Origin of the sequence: Acetobacter thailandicus (assembly GCF_011516655.1) — a bacterium.
Taxonomy (GTDB): domain Bacteria; phylum Pseudomonadota; class Alphaproteobacteria; order Acetobacterales; family Acetobacteraceae; genus Acetobacter; species Acetobacter thailandicus.
Window position 1 is genome coordinate 47994 of sequence record NZ_WOSV01000003.1, and the last position, 20329, is coordinate 68322.

Here is a 20329-nt window from a genome sequence, read left to right on the forward strand (position 1 = left end):
CTGTCTGCTTCTACTGACAGTCTTAGCGACGTTATCAAACGCCATGGTCTGGATGCCCGTAAAGCTCTGGGGCAGCATTTTTTACTCGACCCTGCTATCACAGGGCGTATTGCAGCTCTCGCCGGCTCTCTTGACGGACGACACATCATTGAAGTCGGACCTGGACCGGGAGGGCTGACCCGCTCCCTTCTGGCAACACCGGCAGTCAGTGTCACTGCCGTAGAGGTCGATACCCGTGCTGTCGCTGTTATTAGCGAGCTGGCACAAAGCCACCCTGCACGTCTGCGCGTAATTGAAGCCGATGCCCTCAAAGAAGATCTGAGCAGTCTCACTCCCGCCCCGCGGCAGATTATCGCTAATCTGCCTTATAACGTCGCAACCCCTATGCTAATCGGGTGGCTGCACCAGGGCAAAGCCTGGGAGCGCTTAACGCTGATGTTTCAGCTCGAAGTTGCTGAACGTATCTGCGCTACACCGGGCAGTACGCATTATGGCAGGCTGGCTGTGATCTCGCAGTGGTGCGCTGACTGCGCGGTGGTTATGAAGCTACCTCCCGGCGCTTTTTCTCCTCCACCTGCTGTATGGTCAGCAGTCGTCAGTATTATCCCTAAAGCAGAGCAGCCATCTCCCGCGTTATTTAAAGCCATGGAGCAGGTAACCGCAGCAGCTTTTGGCCAGAGACGAAAAATGCTCCGTGGCGCTCTGAAATCTGTCGGTGGTGAAAAACTACTCGCCACAACAGGTATAGATGGTACTCGCCGGGCGGAAACACTTAGTATTGAAGAGTTTGACCTGCTGGCAAAAGCACATCTTAACCGCTGAGACGGTACGGGGCGGTCCCCTCTCCTTTAAAAGGCCTGCCTCCCCTCTGTACCCGGTAAGGTAATAAAGGCTGCCAGCTGTTTAATTTCTGCCGGCAGACCTTACGTTACCCTACTCAGGCAAAGCTACTTCTTTGCTTCAGCCTCAGACATATAATCACGGGTAAGAGGCACAGTATCAATCCCCCGGGAGAGCTGGATCTGAAAATTCATATGACCCTGCACCCGAAAAGATAACTCTGCTGCGTCAAGGTAGAACTCAAACATACGGGCAAAGCGCTCGTCATAAAGCGCAACCGCTTTTGCTCTGTTTGCAGCAAAACGCTCTCTCCAGACAGCTATGGTTTTTGCATAATGCAGGCGTAAAATCTCACAGTCAGTGACCCACAGACCAGATTTTTCAACCGCTGTAAAAACTTCACTCAGAGCCGGAGAATAACCACCAGGGAAGATATATTTATCAAGCCACGGGTTTGTCGTACCAGGCCGGTCATTACGTCCTATGGAATGAATAAGAGCGATACCATCGTCTTTAAGACTATTTTTTACGGTCTCAAAAAACTGTTCGTAATGGCTCACGCCAACATGCTCAAACATACCAACGGACACAATACGATCAAAACGACATTGCAGGTTACGGTAATCGAGCATTTCAAACCGTACCTGCCCCTGTAATCCTTCGTCCAGAGCGCGCTGACGGGCAACATCAAGCTGCTCCTGCGACAGGGTTATACCTGTAACAATGGCACCGTAATCCCGCGCCAGAGTCAGCGCCATACCGCCCCACCCACACCCGATATCAAGCACTTCAAGGCCTGGCCTATTAAGTAAAAGCTTGGATGCAATATGGTGTTTTTTTGCTTCCTGCGCCTCATCCAGTGTTTCATCGCCACGGCGAAAATAAGCACAGGAATATTGCCGGTCTTTATCAAGAAACAACTGATATAAACGACTGTCGAGATCATAATGATGCGCGACATTGCGCCGTGAACGTTTAACAGGGTTAAACTGGATCCATTTTCGACAAACGTAACGAAAACCTTCTGCAATCTGAGCTGGCAAATGTCCCGGAGACATTGAGTTAAGCATCAGCAGGTCAAGAAGCTGATACAAACTGCACCCAAGGGGAGTAATCGCACCATCCATATAGCCTTCACCAAAGGCCAGGCCTGGATTAAGAGCCAGAGCAGCTTCAATCTGATGGTTTGACAAGGCCATGCCAGCCGATGGCCCTGACACAGCCCCCTTATAAACACTCTGGCTGCCATCTGCCCATGTTACAGACAACTGCCCTGCTGAAATAAAGCTTTTCAAAATACGATCGAGAAGTCGGTTCATAGTTTTTCATCCCTGTCACGGACATAAAAAAAAGCCCGAAACAAAGTTTCGGGCTTTTTCTCAGCTTATATCAAGAGTGTTGTCACTCAGGCTTCTGCCTGAACTTCAACTTCTTCTGCTACGATCTCGCCCTCAAGAACAACATCGTCGCCGATTTCGGCTTCTTCTTTAACAACAGTTGCATCGCCCTGTGCCTGACGTTCTGCTTCTTCAGCTGAACGGGCAACGTTAACGATAACCGGCACAACAACTTCAGGATGCAGAGCAACCTTGATTTCATACAGACCAAGAGATTTGATCGGATGAGCAAGAGAAACCTGCTGACGAGAAACTATAAAACCAGCTTCTGTTACAGCCTGAGCCACATCACGTGGAGACACAGAACCATACAGGCTGCCGCTGTCACCTGCCTGACGGATCAGAACAACTGACAGGCCATCCATACGCTCAGAAAGACGCTCTGCTTCTTCACGGTTTTTGATGTTCTGTGCTTCCAGCTGAGCGCGTTCACGGTCAAAGCGTGAACGGTTGGCTTCGTTTGCACGAATAGCCTTGCCCTGTGGCAGCAGGAAATTACGGGCATAGCCCGGACGAACTTTCACCACATCGCCCATCTGACCCAGATGTGCAACGCGCTGAAGCAGGATTACTTCTGTTACAGCCATAATTGCCCCCTATCAGCTCATAACGTAGGGAAGCAGAGCCAGAAAGCGAGCACGCTTAATAGCCTGTGCCAGCTCACGCTGCTTCTTTGCGGAAACCGCGGTGATCCGGCTAGGGACGATCTTACCGCGCTCTGACAGGAAGCGGCTCAGAAGACGAACGTCCTTATAGTCGATTTTCGGTGCATTTGCGCCAGAAAAAGGACAGGATTTACGACGGCGATAGAACGGACGACGAGCACCTACGGCTGGACGACGTGCTGCTGGGTTGATTTCATTCGTATCAGACATTCTGATCACTCCCCATCATTCTCAGCCAGATCGGCTGGTTTGTCGTCACGTGCACGATATTCTTCACGATCTTCGGAAGAACGACGGCCACGGCCGCTCTCAAAGCGTCCTGCTGGCTTTGGACCACGGAAGCTGCGCTCACCACGGTCTTCACCCTTACGAGACAGAGTCGGAGAAGGAGTGTCATCAATCTCTTCAACGCGCAGTGTCAGAAGACGCAGAACATCTTCATTGATCATCAGCTGGCGTTCGATTTCTTTGAGCATCTCAGACTTTGTGTCCAGACCCAGGAGCACATAATGCCCTTTGCGGTTCTTCTTGATGCGATATGCCAGGGTACGCAGACCCCAGTATTCACGCTTCTTGACACTACCACCGTCTGTTTCGATCTGAGCAACGATACCATCAACAATGGCATCAACCTGCTGCTGAGAAATGTCGTTACGTGCAATAAGCACGGTTTCATAAAGCGGCATATTGTCTCCCTTCGGATAAAATCAACCCGACTGAGCCAGACCATTCTGACAATCAGCTGTTTTTGTGCAAAACAACGGGTATAGCCGGCATGATGCCACACACCGGCAGGGAAGACGGCCTAACAATCATAATACGCAAAAAAACGCAAGATTTTTAAATACGAAAGCGCTCAGGAATAATCAGTCCCAGGCGTTGCGGTACGGGCCATACCTCTTCCAGCTCGCGAAACACCTCAAAGCCGGCATCCCGGTAAAGCGGCAAAGCACGTGGATGATCCGCTGAACAGGTATTAACCTGCAACATAACCGGATAATATGACCAGGCGAGACGTATAACCGCATCAAGGAAGCGACGCCCGACACCCGCACCAATAACCTCCGGGAAAAGCCCGAAATAATTCAGATTAATAAACTGAATATTCGACAGGTCTAATTCAAAAAAACCGCGAACTGCACCATTTTTAAGCAAATAGCCTATCTGCAGGTTACCCGAAGCAAGCAGTCGCTCAAGAGCTGCATCTGGCTGCGCCTGGCGCATCCACCAGCAATACTCAGCCCCAACGCGATGATGCAGTCTGCGATACTCAGCCACACTGACGCTGACTGAAGGGACAATCTCCCAGCCATCAGGCAACACAGGCGCCTGGCCAGACGGAGCTTTCAGCATACGCATGAAGGTCACAACGACCTTCATGCATGTTACCGGCTCAGCAGGAGAAATTAACGGCTCAGTTGTCATCCAGGAAGGACCGAAGCTTACGACTCCGGCTGGGATGCTTCAGTTTACGCAGGGCCTTCGCCTCAATCTGACGAATACGCTCACGGGTTACGTTAAACTGCTGCCCGACTTCCTCAAGGGTGTGGTCGGTGTTCATACCGATACCAAAACGCATACGCAGCACACGCTCTTCACGCGGCGTCAGTGACGCCAGAACGCGGGTGGTTGCTTCACGCAGGTTGGTCTGAATAGCAGCATCAAGCGGAATAATGGCTGTTTTGTCTTCAATGAAGTCGCCAAGGTGACTGTCTTCCTCATCACCAATCGGCGTTTCAAGAGAGATGGGCTCTTTGGCGATTTTGAGCACCTTACGCACTTTTTCAAGCGGCATACCCAGCTTTTCTGCCAGCTCTTCCGGGGCAGGCTCACGACCAATCTCATGCAGCATCTGACGCGACGTACGCACCAGCTTATTGATCGTCTCGATCATATGTACCGGGATACGAATGGTACGGGCCTGATCAGCAATAGAGCGGGTAATAGCCTGACGGATCCACCATGTTGCATAAGTCGAGAACTTATAGCCACGGCGGTATTCAAATTTATCCACCGCTTTCATGAGCCCAATATTCCCTTCCTGAATCAGATCGAGGAACTGAAGGCCACGGTTGGTATATTTTTTTGCAATCGAGATAACGAGACGCAGGTTAGCCTCAATCATCTCTTTCTTGGCACGTGCTGAGTCACGCTCACCACGTGCTACTGTGGCATACACACGACGGAACTCACCGATAGGCAGCCCGGTCTCCTGCGCCAGGCGAGCAACCTGATTACGCAGATCAACAACTGTTTCAGCATGCTTGGCGACAAAGTTCTTCCAGGACTTACCAGGAAGAGCTGAGACCATATCCATCCATGCCGGATCAAGCTCACGGCCACGATATTTCAGCAGAAAGTCCTCACGGGTAACCCGGCAGCTCTCAGCAAGGCGCAGCATGCGGCCTTCAAGGGCATTGAGGCTACGGAACATTTCTTTAAGCTGAAGGACCAGATCTTCAATACGATTATTATGCAGGCAGACCAGCTCGACTTTACCGACCAGCTCATCGCGCAAAGCAACATAAGTTTCTTCAAACTGGCTCTGCACCTCTTCACCGGCGGTCAGAGATTCAATGCGCTGAACCTGGATAGAGCGCAGCTTTTCGTAAAGCGGCTCGATATCTTCAAAATGAGCAAGAATTTCCGGCTTAAGCTTCTCTTCAAGGGCGGAGAGTGAAAGACCACTGCCTTCACCTTCGATATCGCCTTCGGTATCTTCAGCCTCTTCTTCGCCCTCAGCGGCCTCTTCGTTTTCTTCGAAGCCTTCCTCGGGCGGATTACCACCTGACTGCATAGCCTCAAGATCAACGATATCGCGCAGCAGCATTTCGTTGTTACGAATCATTTCATGCCAGGAAATGATGGCGCGGAATGTCAGGGGGCTTTCACACAGCCCGCCAATCATTTCATCACGACCCGCTTCGATACGCTTGGCAATTGCGATCTCACCCTCGCGTGACAACAGCTCAACTGTTCCCATTTCACGCAGGTAAATACGCACGGGGTCATCTGTACGACCCAGATTTTCGTTTACATTGCCGGCCGGGGTCTCTGTTTCTTCGGCCTCTTCCTCCGACTCTTCACCGTCTTCAGATTTAGCGTCCTTGGAAGTCTCAGAATCGTCGCCTTCTTCATTCTCGACAACCTGAATACCCATTTCAGACAGCATAGCCATAATGTCTTCGATCTGCTCAGAAGACATTTTATCCTGCGGCAATACAGCATTCAGCTCGTCAAACGTGATACAACCGTTTTCACGACCTTTGGCAATCAGCTTTTTGACCGCAGCAGACTGCGTATCAAGAGTAGCGGTATCGCCGTCTTCTGCCTGTGTTACGCTACCTGATGCTGTTTTTGTTGCCATTGCCAGACCTGTGCCTCCCCGTTCGCGTTCCGAAAAAATAAAAATCGCAGTGCTTGTTCAAAACAAACACTGTTGAATCTTCCCGGAGCGGGCAGGACGTGGGATATCCCTCGCCATAAGTCAAGAGGTGTCTTATGATAGTAAAGAAAATTCCGGTTATTTCTCTCCCTCTGTTTCACCGCTTTTCAGACGGGTCAGAGCTTCAAGACGGGGCTGTAAACGCCTCCATTCGGCCTCATCCCCTCCCTCAGCGGCAAAACGGGCAACTTCCTGATCGACTTCCTGCTTAAACTGAGAAAAATTCAGGAAACCATAGAAATGCCACCACTGTGTTCTGGCCGCAACAGCGAGCGAAACATCCTCCCTGCCAGAAAACAGCGGTAAAACACCATCTGACAAAATATATTCCTGCAAAACGGCACGGTCAGACTCTTCAAGCTTTTCAAGCAAATCCTCACTGGTTTGCGGCACCTCACCTGCTATCGACAGATCCAGCAAAACATCTCTGACCTGCTGTAATCCGGCTGACAACGACAGGCGGCAAAGTGCCTCCTCAACCTCCGGGATAATTTCAGGGTAACGCACCAGCAAACCCAGTAACTTACGCTGCCTTTCATAATCAGCATCAACACCGGCTCCGGCAAGCTCAATATTGACCGCACGACTCTTCTGAAAATCTGACCTGCCACTGGTTTTCTTTTTACGAAAAACTTCAAAAAAACGATCAAGCAGTGTCGAACGATACTCTGATGCCAGAGCTTTATCGGGAATCTGCCCAGCCGCCTCGACAAGCTTATGGCGCAGGGCGGCACGCTCTTCCGGCCCCGGATTCTCAACACGCCCGACCAGCAGCTCAAACAAAACATCTGACAGCGGGCGGGCAGCCGCAAACATCTCTGCCACAACCTGCTCTCCACGGGCACGCACGAGACTGTCCGGATCTTCCCCTTCAGGAAGCAGGCAAAAACGCAGAGTATAACCAGCCTTCATCAGCGGCAGCGTCAGCTCTGCCGCACGCTTTGCTGCCCTGCGACCAGCAATATCACCATCAAAACATAAAATCGGCTGAGAGTTCATCTGCCAGAGCACTTCAAGCTGCTCCTGCGTCAGTGCCGTACCCAGAGGGGCCACGGCACCACAAAACCCGGCCTGATGCAGCGCAATAACATCCATATACCCCTCAACCACAATCAGATCGGGGGCTGCCGCACCTGGCGGCCGGGGCGCCCTGAGGGCTGTACGCGCACGATCAAGACCAAAAAGCAGTCGTCGCTTAGAAAACAGAGCCGTCTCCGGCCCGTTCAGATATTTAGGCTGACCATCACCCAGCATACGCCCGCCAAAGGAGACAATCTGCCCCTTTCGGTCACGAATAGGAAATGTCACACGCTCCCAGAACAGCTCACCTTTAGGGCCACCACGCTCATCCAGGCGCATCAGCCCGGCATCAGCCATCATCTGCGGCGTAATACGCTGTGAAGCCAGTGCCTGGGTCAGGCTGTCACGCCCGCCAGACGCCCAGCCCAGCCCAAATTTTTCTATCGTCTCACGCGTCAGCCCGCGTTTTTCGAGATACGCAAGACCCGCCCGCCCCTCAGGAGCATAAAGTGCACGCGACCAGACAAGCTGCGTCTGCTCAAGCACATCACTGAGAGACTGCGCACGGGCAACCTCCTCTCGCGAGCGCTGCGTCTCTTTAGGCACTTCCATGCCTGCAGAGGCCGCCAGCTCCTCAACAGCCTCGGGAAAGCTTTTACCCTCGCTTTGCATGACGAAAGAAATAACATCGCCATGCACACCGCAGCCAAAACAGTGAAAATGATCATCATAAACGTAGAAGGACGGGGTCTTCTCACCATGAAAAGGGCAGCACCCCTTCCAGTTACGCCCTGAGCGCGCCAGCCTGACCCGCCGGCCAATAACAGAGGCCAGCGGCGTACGCGCACGCAGCTCTTCAAGAAAACCAGGCTCTATCGCCATAAAAAATCATATCCTGTTTCTGAACGCATTATTCTTAGCTTAACTGCGCCTTAACCACGGCATTAGCACGGGACATATCAAGGTTACTGCCAAATTTCGCCTTCAGCGCACCCATAACTTTACCCATATCTTTCATGCTTTGGGCACCTGTTGCCGCAACAGCTTCGCTTACAGCCGCGACCAGAGCAGCCTCATCCATTTCAGCAGGCAGATAGGTACGGATAACCGCAATTTCAGCTTCTTCTTTCTCTGCCAGCTCAGGGCGGGCTGCATCACGGTACATTGTGGCAGATTCAGTGCGTGACTTTACCATACCACGCAGAGCTGAGACCGCTTCGTCCTCATCAAGCCCTTCGCCCCCTTTTGCACGGGCAGCAATTTCAACATCTTTAATTTTTGCCATAATCATACGGATAGTCGCAACACGTGCGCTCTCTCCGGCTTTCATTGCACCCTTAAGGTCTGCCATCAGACTTTCACGTAAAGACATCTTCGCTCCTGTTGTTTTCTGTGCATCTCAACCGCATATGAACCAAAGAGAGAGAACTTTCCAGTTTGGGAAGTTTTTTCCCTCACAGGAAATAAAAACCATGAGTGGGAAATTTCTTCCCACTGCGTGGAAAAACTGGTAAGAGAGCGGCATCGCGAGGAGTAACACGCGCCATGTCCATGTCTATCGATAGCATCATCGCTCGCCTGGGTGGCCCGGAGGCCACTGCCCGCCTGACAGGCGTTGGTACCGAAGCCATTCGTAAATGGCGGCAGGCTCAGTCTATTCCCTCCCGCCACTGGCCTGTTATTGCGCAGGCCACGGGGCTTTCTCTGACAGACCTTCAGCCCGCAACATCAGCCTCAGACCTTTCTGCGGCCATGCCTGCAGGCACCAGCTCAACAGGATCCTCCATGCCTCATGCCCGCCCCGACGGCGCCACAGCCGTTCTTGTTCTTGCAGACGGAACCCTCCTCTGGGGCAAAGGGTTTGGCGCCTTCTCCGATACCCCTGCTGTGGGTGAAATCTGCTTCTCAACAGGTATGACAGGCTATCAGGAAACCCTGACTGACCCATCCTTCGCCGGGCAGATCATTACCTTCACCTTCCCGCATATCGGCAATGTCGGCATCAATGATGAAGATGCTGAAGCTAATAAGATTTTTGCACGTGGCCTGGTCATTAAAGAAGACGTGACGGAGCCTGCAAACTGGCGCGCCACAGCACCGCTGCAAAACTGGCTGAAAACGCAGAACATTACAGGCATTGCCGGTGTTGACACACGGGCCCTCACCCTGAAAATTCGCGATAAAGGTCCGCAGAACGCAGCTTTGTTCTTCCCTGAAAACGGGCAGTTCGACCATGAAGCTCTCCTGGCTGCGACAAAAGCCTGGCCCGGCCTTGAAGGCATGGACCTGGCAAAGGATGTCACCTGCAAAAAAGCTTACACATGGAACGACGGTGTGTGGTCATGGCCTGCCGGCACGGTTGCCCCCGCAGGTAAACGCCGCAAAGTTGTAGCTGTTGATTATGGTGCAAAACGCAACATCCTGCGCTGCCTGGTCACTGCCGGCTGTGATGTGACCGTTGTGCCAGCTACCGCTTCTGCAAAAGAAATTCTCGACCTGAAGCCTGAGGGCGTGTTTCTCTCCAACGGTCCGGGTGATCCGGCTGCAACCGGCACCTATGCTGTCGCTGTTATTCAGGATATTCTGAAAACCGGCCTGCCATTATTTGGCATCTGCCTGGGGCACCAGCTGCTCGCACAGGCCCTGGGCGGCAAAACCTATAAGCTTGAACAGGGACATCGCGGTGCGAACCAGCCCGTAAAAGACCTGGATACAGGCAAGGTTGAAATTACCAGCCAGAATCACGGTTTTGCTGTTGATGCCAAGAGCCTGCCAGCCGATGTGCGCGTAACCCATGTCAGCCTGTTTGACGGATCAAACGAAGGCCTGGCCTCTGAGCGCTACCCGGCTTTCTCTGTTCAGTATCACCCTGAAGCAAGTCCTGGTCCATCAGACAGTTTTTACCTGTTTGAACGGTTCGTTAAACTGATCGACGACCATGCCAGCAAAAACTGACACACACGCCCCTTCCCTCCGCTTTCCCAGCCCGGACCGGGCTGTCTGCCAGAACTGGACGACACACCATGCCTAAACGGACAGATCTTCGCTCCATCCTCATCCTCGGTGCCGGTCCCATTGTCATTGGCCAGGCCTGTGAATTTGACTATTCAGGCACCCAGGCCTGTAAAGCCCTGAAAGAAGAGGGCTACCGGGTTATTCTGGTTAACTCTAACCCGGCGACCATTATGACCGACCCGGGCCTGGCTGATGCAACCTATGTTGAGCCGATTACACCCGAGTATGTTGAGCGCATCATCATCAAAGAAAAACCCGATGCGATTCTCCCCACCATGGGCGGGCAAACGGCACTCAACACAGCCATGGCGCTTGACGCATCAGGCGCGCTCAAAAAACACGGTGTTGAGCTGATTGGTGCCAGTGCAGAAGTTATTGACCGTGCCGAAGACCGTCAGAAATTTCGCGAAACGATGGATGCCATCGGCATTGAAAGCCCACGCAGCTTTATTGCCCACACACTGAGCGAAGCCCATGACGCCCTGAAAGAAATTGGCTTCCCCACCATTATCCGCCCGTCTTTCACCATGGGTGGCTCAGGTGGCGGTATCGCTTATAACCGCGAAGAGTTTGAGCAGATTGTCCTGTCTGGCCTGGATGCCTCTCCCACCACAGAAGTACTGGTGGAAGAGTCTGTTCTCGGCTGGAAAGAGTTCGAAATGGAAGTTGTCCGCGATAAAGCTGACAACTGCATTATCGTCTGCTCGATCGAAAATATTGACCCGATGGGCGTGCACACCGGCGACTCAATCACTGTCGCCCCGGCTCTGACTCTGACAGACAAAGAATATCAGCGCATGCGCGATGCCTCTATCGCCTGTCTGCGCGCTATTGGTGTTGAAACCGGCGGGTCAAACGTTCAGTTTGGTGTAAACCCCAAAGATGGCCGCATGGTCGTCATTGAGATGAACCCACGCGTCTCACGCTCCTCCGCTCTGGCGTCTAAAGCAACAGGCTTCCCGATCGCCCGCATCGCAGCAAAGCTGGCTGTTGGTTATACGCTCGATGAGCTCAAAAACGACATTACCAAAACAACACCGGCCTCTTTCGAGCCAACAATCGACTATGTTGTTGTGAAGATTCCCCGCTTCACATTTGAAAAATTCCCTGGTGCACCAGCCCTGCTCTCCACATCAATGAAATCAGTGGGTGAAGCCATGGCCATCGGGCGGTCCTTCTCAGAAGCACTGCAAAAAGGCCTGCGCTCGATGGAAACAGGCCTGACCGGCCTTGACCCTGTTACCCCTCCCGGCGATGGCGGCACAGATGCTTTCCGCGCGGCTCTTTCACAGCCACGCCCCGAACGTATCCTTATGGCGGCACAGGCTCTGCGTGCAGGTCTTTCCGTTGAGGATATTAACGAGGTCTGCCACTTTGAGCCCTGGTTCCTCAGAGAGCTTGAAAAGATTATTCAGGCCGAACATGCCATTGAAAATCACGGCCTGCCACGCGATACACAGGGCCTGCGCCGCCTGAAAGCTATGGGTTTCTCTGACATCCAGCTCGCCCGCCTCTCAGGCCTTCAGGCTGACGAAGTCACGCGTCTGCGCGCAGAGAAAAAAGTTGTTCCGGGATACAGGCGCATTGATACCTGTGCCGGTGAATTTGCCTCTGCCACACCTTATTTCTACTCTTCTTACGAAGGTGTTTTTGCAGCGCCCTCCTGTGAGGCAAACCCGACAGAGCGTGAAAAAATTATCATCCTCGGTGGTGGCCCCAACCGCATCGGTCAGGGCATTGAGTTCGACTATTGCTGTGTGCATGCAGCATATGCTCTGAGCGAAGCCGGGTTTGAGACCATTATGGTCAACTGTAACCCTGAGACTGTCTCAACTGACTATGACACCTCTGACCGCCTGTATTTTGAACCTCTGACCGCTGAAGATGTGATTTCCCTCATCCAGTGCGAACAGCAGAATGGCAAAATTCGCGGCTGTATCGTGCAGTATGGTGGCCAGACTCCGCTGAAACTGTCTCATGCTCTTGAAAAAGCCGGCATTCCTCTGCTTGGCACTCCGGCTGATGCAATTGATAAAGCCGAAGATCGTGAGCGTTTCCAGGCTATGCTGCACAAGCTCGGCCTGCGCCAGCCTGCGAACGGTATTGCCCGCTCTCCGCAGGAAGCTGAAGAAATTGCCGAAAAAATCGGTTACCCTGTTGTCGTACGCCCCTCTTACGTTCTGGGCGGACGTGCGATGGAAATCGTACACGATCGTACGGCCCTGCAGCGCTACATGCGTGTTGCTTTGCAGCTGGCTGGTGTTGATGTTGCTTCCGGCCCTCTGCTGATCGACCATTATCTCAATGATGCTATTGAAGCTGACGTTGACTGCATTGCAGACGGCACAGATGTCTACGTCGCCGGGGTTATGGAGCATATTGAAGAAGCCGGCATTCACTCAGGCGATAGTGCCTGCGCCCTGCCGCCTTACACGCTCTCACCGGCTATTGTGACTGAACTGAAAGAACAGACCGAAGCAATGGCTCGTGAGCTGGGCATTATCGGGCTGATGAATGTTCAGTTCGCGATTAAAGGTGCGGATATTTTCGTACTTGAAGTCAACCCCCGTGCCTCACGTACCGTGCCTTTTGTTGCCAAAGCCACAGGGGTACCTGTTGCTAAAATTGGCGCACGCGTCATGGCAGGCAGCAAACTGACTGATTTCGACCTGGATGACCGTGCCGTAACCCCGCATGTTGCTGTTAAAGAAGCTGTCTTCCCCTTTAACCGCTTTGCAGAAGCCGACACGATCCTCGGGCCTGAAATGCGCTCAACAGGTGAAGTCATGGGGCTGGATACGTCGTTTGAGCGGGCTTTTGCCAAATCTCAGCTTGGTGCGGGCGTGCGCCTGCCCACTTCCGGCACTGTTTTCCTCTCTGTCAGAGACAGCGACAAGGCGCACCTGCCTGCCCTTGGCCGTCAGCTTGCCAGACTGGGGCTGAACATCATGGCAACCCGCGGCACCGCACAGAAACTACGCGAAGCCGGCATTGAAGTGAAAGTGGTCAGCAAGGTGCTTGAAGGCCGCCCGCACTGTGTTGACGCTATTCGCTCCGGCGAGGTGCAGATGGTCATCAACACAGCACTTGGCGCACAATCAGTGGCAGATAGCTTTGATATTCGCCGCTCTGCCCTTGTTCTGGGCATTCCTCACTACACAACAATGGCCGGCGCACGCGCTGCAACACATGCCATTGCAGCAATGCGTGAAGGACCGCTTGATGTTGCGCCACTTCAGTCATACTTTAGTGGGACGTTCTGAAAACAGCAAAAGCGGGTTTTCACCCTTCTGCCCCTGACCGGGGCAGAAGGGATACTCTTATCATAGCGGCCAAAACCGCTTATTATGTGCAACTTTCAGCCGGCATCATGCCGGCGAATTTACTCTGGGGACATGTCTTGCAGAAAACTCCAATGACCGGCAAAGGCTTACTGCGGCTTGAAGACGAACTGCGCAAACTCAAAACTGAAGAACGGCCAGCCGTTATTCGCGCCATTGCAGAAGCCCGCAGTCATGGTGACCTGTCAGAAAACGCCGAATACCATGCAGCCCGCGAGCGACAGTCGTTCATTGAAGGACGCGTTCTGGAGCTGGAGGAGATTATTTCGACGGCTGAGGTAATCGATCCGACTTCACTTTCTGGTGATCAGGTGAAGTTTGGTGCGACCATTACTGTTGTTGACGAAGATACCGATAAAGAAATGACCTATCAGATTGTTGGCATGCATGAAGCCGACATCAAACAGGGCCTTCTGTCTGTCTCTGCTCCGCTGGCAAAAGCCATGATTGGCAAAAGCGAGGGAGATACCGTGTCTGTTCCTGCCCCCGGTGGTGACCGGACCTACGAAATCCTTTCAGTGAAATTCATCTGATATGATTACTTTTGAGGATATCTCAGCAGCCGCAAAACGGATCGAAGGGAAAGTTATTCGTACCCCGACAATTCCGTCTCATGCGCTTTCCAGAGCGACGGGTGCTGAGGTTACCCTTAAGCTTGAAAATCTTCAGGCTGTTGGCTCTTTTAAAGAGCGTGGCGCGGCCAATAAACTGGCGCTCCTCTCTGCCGAAGAACGCGAACGTGGTGTTATTGCAGTTTCAGCGGGCAATCATGCGCAGGGTGTCGCCCGGCATGCCAGCCTGCTGGGTATTGATGCTGTAATTGTTATGCCCCGCTTTACCCCCGCCGGTAAGGTTGTACGCACCCGCAACTGGGGCGCCCGTGTTGTGCTGGAAGGTGAGAGCTTCGCAGAAGCTGTTCTCTTCGCCAAAGAACTTCAGGAACGTGAGGGACGGACTTTTGTTCATCCCTATGATGACCCTGCTGTTATGGCCGGCCAGGGTACCTGCGCACTTGAGCTGCTTGAAGATGCCGGCCCGCTGGACATGCTGATTGCGCCGATTGGCGGGGGTGGCCTGCTGGCAGGCTGTTCTGTTGCAACCCGCGCGATGCGCCCTGATGTTGAGCTGATTGGTGTACAGGTTGAGAGCTATAACTCTCTCTCCGCCTTTCCTGGCCCGGCAACACACCCGGTGGGTGGAGCGACCATTGCCGAAGGTATTGCCGTTTTGCAAATTGGTCAGCAAACCGACGAAGTCATTCGCGATATGGTGTCACAGGTACTGATTGTGCCTGAAGCTGCAGTTGAAAACGCCATTACGCTGCTGGCTGAGGGGGCAAAGCAAATAAGTGAAGGTGCCGGTGCGGTCTCTCTCGCTGCCATGCTGACTTATCCTGATATCTTCCGCGGCAAAAAAGTTGCCATGCCTGTCAGTGGCGGCAATATCGACAGCCGGATTCTGGCCAACACGCTGCTGCGCGCTATGCTGCGCGATGGCCGGATTCTACGCCTGATTATGGAAATTCCTGACCGGCCTGGCGTTCTGGCTGACATTTCAGGCAAAATCGGTAAAGCCGGTGGTAATATTATTGAAGTCTCACACAGAAGGCTGCTCTCTGCCCCCTCTGTACAGGCAGCAGAACTTGAAGTCATGATCGAAGCACGCGACCCTGAGCACGCTATTTCGATCACAGCTGAGTTACGTCAGTTTTATACCGTTAAATACGCCTGAGTTTTATCGTTTTATAAATTAAAGACTGCATCTGCTTATTATCATCATTATAATGATCTGGTAGTGTGGTCTTTAATTATAAAATCAAAAAGGCGTAGTACTATGACAGTCCAGTCTCACTCTCACGCACATCGTCCTGTTATGCTTGTCATTCTCGATGGTTTTGGATGGCGCGAACATGATTCTGATAATGCTGTCAGGCTGGCGCGTACGCCTGTTTTTGATAAATTATGGAACAGTAACCCTCACGCTTTTCTGCGTACCTGTGGCGATGATGTTGGTCTGCCCGATGGTCAGATGGGAAACTCAGAGGTCGGGCATCTGAATATCGGTGCCGGTCGCGTTGTTATGCAGGAACTCCCCCGTATTTTTAAAGCACTGCATGATGGCTCTGTCGCTCGCAGCCCGATTATGCAGAAATTTATCAGCACATTAAAAAGCACCGGCGGGACGTGCCACCTTGCCGGGCTGGTCTCCCCAGGTGGGGTTCACTCTCACCAGGAACATGCTGCTGCCCTAGCAAAAATTCTGACAGAGGCTGGTATTCCTGTTACATTTCATGTCTTTACTGACGGACGTGATACAGCCCCACGCTCAGCCGCTGATTACATCAAAACATTGCAGCAGGAGCTGCCTGATGGTGTGAAAATTGCAACGGTTTCAGGCCGCTACTATGCCATGGACCGTGATAAGCGCTGGGAACGTGTCGAGCTTGCCTACAATGCCATTGTCTCAGCACAGGGTCCGAAAGCAGCAACAGCCGAAGACGTGATATCCTCAGCCTACACAAATGATCTCTCTGACGAGTTTATTCTCCCCACTGTCGTGGGTGATTATGCTGGCATGAAAGACGGTGATGGCCTTCTGACTTTCAATTTCAGAGCTGACCGTATACGCCAGCTTCTTGATGCCCTGGCAGAACCTGAGTTTGATGGGTTTAAACGCCGGAAAGTTATCAGCTTTGGTGCTGTTATGGGCATGACCCATTACAGCGACACACTTGCTAAGCGTCTTTCCATACTTTTTCCGCCACAGACCCTTGAAAATATTCTGGGAGAAGTTGTCTCTAAGGCTGGCCTTAAACAGCTGCGTATGGCCGAAACTGAAAAATACCCCCATGTGACATATTTTCTCAATGGTGGACGTGAGGAGCCATTCGCAGGCGAAGATCGTATCCTTGTTCCTTCCCCCAAAGTCGCAACCTATGACCTTCAGCCAGAAATGTCTGCCCCTGAACTTACCGACAAAGCTGTAGAGGCTATTGCAAGCGGCACCTACGACCTGATTATTCTGAACTTTGCCAACCCTGATATGGTAGGGCATACCGGCATCCTCTCTGCTGCGATTAAAGCTGTTGAAACTGTTGATACGGGCCTGGGGCGGATTGTTGAGGCCCTGGAAAAACAAAATGGTGCATTACTGGTCACAGCTGACCACGGTAATTGTGAAACAATGAAAGACCCTGAAACAGGTCTGCCGCACACCGCACATACCCTCAACGAAGTACCTCTGATTGCCTTTAACACCGGGACAAAAACGCTGAACAGTGGCCGCCTCGCCGATCTGGCGCCTACTCTTCTTGCCCTGCTCGACATACCCCGGCCAGCAGATATGGGCGGCTCTTCTCTGCTCGCTCCTCAGGCCTGACCGATAGTGCAGCCCCCCTTACCTGCTTTTCTGCACGTTAAGATAACGGGGCTGATGCTGCTGTCATGCTGCACACTCTCAGGCACTGCTCTGGCCACAACCAGAACGACTGAGCACCATAAGGTGCGGACATCTCAGCATCATCCCTCGTCAAAGCCACCACAAAAAAGCAGCCATAGAAAAGTAACACCCCAGGCCACGCATCAGCCGGCAATGACCCGCAATGAGCTTAATGCTGAAAAATCTGTAAAACAGGCGCGCGACGCACTACAGGCGGCACAAACACAGCGTAATGCCGTAAAACAGCAAACAGCGGCACAGGTCGCTGCGGTTAAAACTTTTGAGGTCAGAAATGAAACCGCGCAGACACAGGCACGACAAAGCGCCGCTGTTGCTGCCACATTATCTGCTGCGGCCTCCTCCGCTGCAGCAACATTGCAAAGTACAGAGCAAAATATTTCTGACCTTGAAACTCAGATTGCAGATATCCGCAAAGAGCAGGAAGAGTTACGCGCTGACCTGATCCAGAAAGGTAAAGCCCTCTCTCCTGTTCTGCCACTGGCGGAACATCTCTCTCTTTACCCCTCTGATACGCTGGTTACGGTCCCACTCCCCCAGGACAAGGCCATAACCGGCTTTCTTGTTATCAAAGGCATCTCTCACGGGCTCGAAAGACAGGCGCAGGAAATGCGCGGACAGCAGGAAAAGCTGACATTGCTTGATGCTGAGCAATCAAAAAAACTAGCCACTCTGACGACTCTTCAGCAAACACAGGCCCGGCAACGCGACGTTGTAAAACAGCAGGCGACTAAAGCCCGGACTGCCCAGCTAAAAGCCGGGAGAGCGGCAAAAGATGCGGCCCGACAGCTTGAAAATGCCACAAGAAAAGCCTCAAGCCTTCAGGATGCTGTCGCCCGGCTTGAATCTCTTGAAAGCTCTGCCGAGGCTTCTTTACAAAAAGAACTCGCCTCTGCCGAAAAAGCACATAAAGATGCGCGGGATGCAGCGGCCCGAGCTCTGGCTCAGCAACGGGCTGAAGCCGCAAAACGCAAATTACTGGCCCTGCAAAAACAATCAGGACCAGGCCTTTCTGCACGAAGTGCTGCCTCTTCACAGTCAGCCGGCTCATCTGCTCAGCAGGCATCGACATCATCAGCACCGGCAGTATCTTCTGTTGCCGGCAATGGTCCTGAAAGCGGATCTCGTCCGGTAGCGGGCCATATTCTCACAGCATGGCATGCTTCAACAGAATCGGGACCCGCTACAGGTATTACTTATCGTACACCATCAGATGCAGGCGTACGCGCACCCTGTACCGGCCAGGTCGATTTTGCTGGCAGCTTTCGCACCTACGGCCAGATGGTCATCTTAAATTGTGGAAAACATTACCGTTTTGTTATCGCTGGTCTGGGAGAACTTTCCGTTAATACAGGGCAGGCACTCACCAGAGGTGCGCCTGTTGGCTCTATGGGAAGCCATAATTCTCTGTTTGTGCAACTTCGTCATGCTCAGACACCTATTAATCCTGCACCTTTCCTTTAAGAATTAGACAGCAAAGAGTTTTCCTGCACGGCAGAAACCGCTATTCTACCCCACACGGGTCGCAAAATATTATCTGTGCCCCTGTAAAAACGCCTGGCTACTATGGCTTGCAAGAACTGATAATTGTTAGAAAATGCTTTCAGCACGGGATACAGCCCGGCGACAGGAGATTAAAAAATATGAAGTTTCGCACAGGCCTGATGCTCGGTGCCACGTTTCTCACGGGCCTTGCCGTAACCTCTCCCTCCGGTTTATTCCATGCAGGCAGTAACAACTTCCTGCAATCCGCTTTCGCCGCACCTGCTTCTGACACTGCGACAGAGCAACACCCACAGGCTAAAGCAGCTGACGATTCACCCACAAAAAATCATGCCGAAACCTACCGCCTGCTAACTCTGTTTGGCACGGTCATGGACCTTGTCCGCTCTGATTACGTTGAACCTGTTTCAGATAAAGATCTGATTACTAACGCCCTTAACGGTGCCCTGTCCGGTCTGGACCCTCACAGCTCATACATGACTGAAAAACAGTATGATGACATGATGACCCAGATGAAAGGAGAGTTTGGCGGCCTGGGCCTGGAGCTGCAGCAGCAGGACGGACATATTCGCGTTGTCTCTCCCATTGACGGCACCCCTGGTTTTCGTGCCGGTGTTAAATCTGGTGACTATATTATTGCTGTTGATGGTCGCCCGGTTGATGGCGTACCTCTGGATGAAGCCGTCAAAAAAATGCGCGGCAAACCCAACACGAAAATTAGCCTGACGCTTGTCAGAGCTAAGACACCCAAACCTATTATTCTGACGCTGACCCGCGAAAATATTCATATTGATGTCGTGAAATCAGCTCTTTATGGCCGCATAGGGTATATCCGCATCGCTCAGTTCAATGAAGAAACTGAAAAAGCTCTTGTCAGTGCGTACGACAAACTGAAACGCGATGCAGGAGGGAAACTGGCTGGCCTGGTTATCGACCTTCGAAACAATCCCGGGGGGCTGCTTGACCAGGCAATTAAAGTCTCCTCCAGCTTTATCCGATCAGGTGCTATCGTTTCGACACGCGCCCGCAACCCTAAAGACAGCCAGTTGTGGAATGCTCATGGCGAAGACATGACCAACGGTATGCCTATCGTCGTGCTGATTAATGGTGGCTCTGCCTCAGCATCTGAAATTGTCTCAGGCGCGTTGCAGGACCACGGCCGCGCTGTGGTGATGGGAACCCGCTCTTTTGGTAAGGGTTCTGTTCAGTCCATCATTCCGATTCCTGGAAATGGTGCAATCCGCCTGACAACCGCACGCTATTACACGCCGTCAGGCCGCTCAATTCAGGCAAAAGGCATTACACCTGATATCGTTGTAAAAGAAACCCGCGAAGACCCGGGCTTTAGCATGCATGAAGCTGACCTGGAGCACATCCTTAAAAACCAGGGTGGTAACCAGACCAAGCGCCAGCCTCGCAATGACCTTCCCTCCGTTGCCAAAGATATTCCTGGTGAACCACCAGCAAACTGGCCGGAATTTGACTACACGAAACCAGAGACTGATTTTCAGCTGCAGGAAGCTCTGAGGGTTGTTAAATTTATGGCAAACCTGCCAGCACCTGACCCGGTTGCTTCTCTCCCCCCGGTAAAAACTGACGCCAAAAAAAGCGAAATTAAGAAAAAACCCTGATTTATCAGAGGAATAA

General features: G+C 52.4%; 16 protein-coding genes. 8 read left to right on the forward strand and 8 right to left on the reverse strand.

Features of this window, described 5'->3' with window-relative positions; all coding sequences use genetic code 11:
- Entirely contained in the window at positions 1-822 is an 822-nt protein-coding gene (rsmA, locus tag GOB58_RS05320; RefSeq protein WP_086554343.1) for a 16S rRNA (adenine(1518)-N(6)/adenine(1519)-N(6))-dimethyltransferase RsmA, read from the forward strand.
- A gap of 125 nt (positions 823-947) precedes the next feature.
- On the opposite strand, the gene GOB58_RS05325 is transcribed toward rsmA, so the two are convergent.
- From GOB58_RS05325 to GOB58_RS05360, 8 genes are all read right to left on the reverse strand, one after another.
- Entirely contained in the window at positions 948-2159 is a 1212-nt protein-coding gene (locus tag GOB58_RS05325) for an SAM-dependent methyltransferase (RefSeq protein ID WP_086554344.1), read from the reverse strand.
- A gap of 86 nt (positions 2160-2245) precedes the next feature.
- Positions 2246-2824, reverse strand: coding sequence for a 50S ribosomal protein L9 (rplI, locus tag GOB58_RS05330; protein ID WP_173559554.1), 579 nt, complete (start codon positions 2822-2824; stop codon positions 2246-2248).
- A 12-nt stretch (positions 2825-2836) separates the two neighbouring features.
- Positions 2837-3112: a 30S ribosomal protein S18 gene (rpsR, locus tag GOB58_RS05335; RefSeq protein ID WP_086554496.1), complete on the reverse strand. Its 276-nt coding sequence runs from the start codon at positions 3110-3112 to the stop codon at positions 2837-2839.
- 5 nt (positions 3113-3117) lie between these two features.
- Positions 3118-3588, reverse strand: coding sequence for a 30S ribosomal protein S6 (rpsF, locus tag GOB58_RS05340; RefSeq protein ID WP_086554346.1), 471 nt, complete (start codon positions 3586-3588; stop codon positions 3118-3120).
- 154 nt (positions 3589-3742) lie between these two features.
- A complete protein-coding gene (locus GOB58_RS05345; protein WP_233133332.1) occupies positions 3743-4282 on the reverse strand; it encodes a GNAT family N-acetyltransferase in 540 nt (179 codons plus the stop codon).
- Positions 4283-4316: 34 nt separating this feature from the next.
- Positions 4317-6269, reverse strand: a complete 1953-nt coding sequence (gene rpoD / locus GOB58_RS05350; RefSeq protein ID WP_086554348.1) for an RNA polymerase sigma factor RpoD — start codon at positions 6267-6269, stop codon at positions 4317-4319.
- 156 nt (positions 6270-6425) lie between these two features.
- Positions 6426-8249 (reverse strand): DNA primase, encoded by a 1824-nt coding sequence (gene dnaG / locus GOB58_RS05355; protein ID WP_173559555.1) that lies wholly within the window; start codon positions 8247-8249, stop codon positions 6426-6428.
- 34 nt (positions 8250-8283) lie between these two features.
- The gene (locus GOB58_RS05360) at positions 8284-8739 is read right to left on the reverse strand and encodes a GatB/YqeY domain-containing protein (RefSeq protein WP_086554350.1); all 456 of its coding nucleotides are present in this window, start codon (positions 8737-8739) and stop codon (positions 8284-8286) included.
- Positions 8740-8912: 173 nt separating this feature from the next.
- Between GOB58_RS05360 and carA the strand changes: the two genes are divergently transcribed.
- The 7 genes from carA (at position 8913) to GOB58_RS05395 (ending at position 20313) form a co-directional block, all read left to right on the forward strand.
- The gene (gene carA / locus GOB58_RS05365) at positions 8913-10322 is read left to right on the forward strand and encodes a glutamine-hydrolyzing carbamoyl-phosphate synthase small subunit (protein ID WP_173559556.1); all 1410 of its coding nucleotides are present in this window, start codon (positions 8913-8915) and stop codon (positions 10320-10322) included.
- Between the two features lie 68 nt (positions 10323-10390).
- The gene (carB, locus tag GOB58_RS05370) at positions 10391-13645 is read left to right on the forward strand and encodes a carbamoyl-phosphate synthase large subunit (protein WP_173559557.1); all 3255 of its coding nucleotides are present in this window, start codon (positions 10391-10393) and stop codon (positions 13643-13645) included.
- A 137-nt stretch (positions 13646-13782) separates the two neighbouring features.
- The gene (gene greA / locus GOB58_RS05375; protein WP_086554497.1) at positions 13783-14256 is read left to right on the forward strand and encodes a transcription elongation factor GreA; all 474 of its coding nucleotides are present in this window, start codon (positions 13783-13785) and stop codon (positions 14254-14256) included.
- Between the two features lies 1 nt (position 14257).
- Entirely contained in the window at positions 14258-15454 is a 1197-nt protein-coding gene (locus tag GOB58_RS05380; protein ID WP_086554353.1) for a threonine ammonia-lyase, read from the forward strand.
- A 102-nt stretch (positions 15455-15556) separates the two neighbouring features.
- Positions 15557-17101: a 2,3-bisphosphoglycerate-independent phosphoglycerate mutase gene (gene gpmI / locus GOB58_RS05385; RefSeq protein ID WP_173559558.1), complete on the forward strand. Its 1545-nt coding sequence runs from the start codon at positions 15557-15559 to the stop codon at positions 17099-17101.
- Positions 17102-17155: 54 nt separating this feature from the next.
- On the forward strand, positions 17156-18643 hold the full coding sequence (locus GOB58_RS05390; RefSeq protein WP_173559698.1) for a murein hydrolase activator EnvC family protein: 1488 nt from the start codon (positions 17156-17158) through the stop codon (positions 18641-18643).
- Between the two features lie 179 nt (positions 18644-18822).
- On the forward strand, positions 18823-20313 hold the full coding sequence (locus GOB58_RS05395) for a S41 family peptidase (protein ID WP_173559559.1): 1491 nt from the start codon (positions 18823-18825) through the stop codon (positions 20311-20313).
- The last annotated feature ends 16 nt before the right edge of the window (positions 20314-20329 follow it).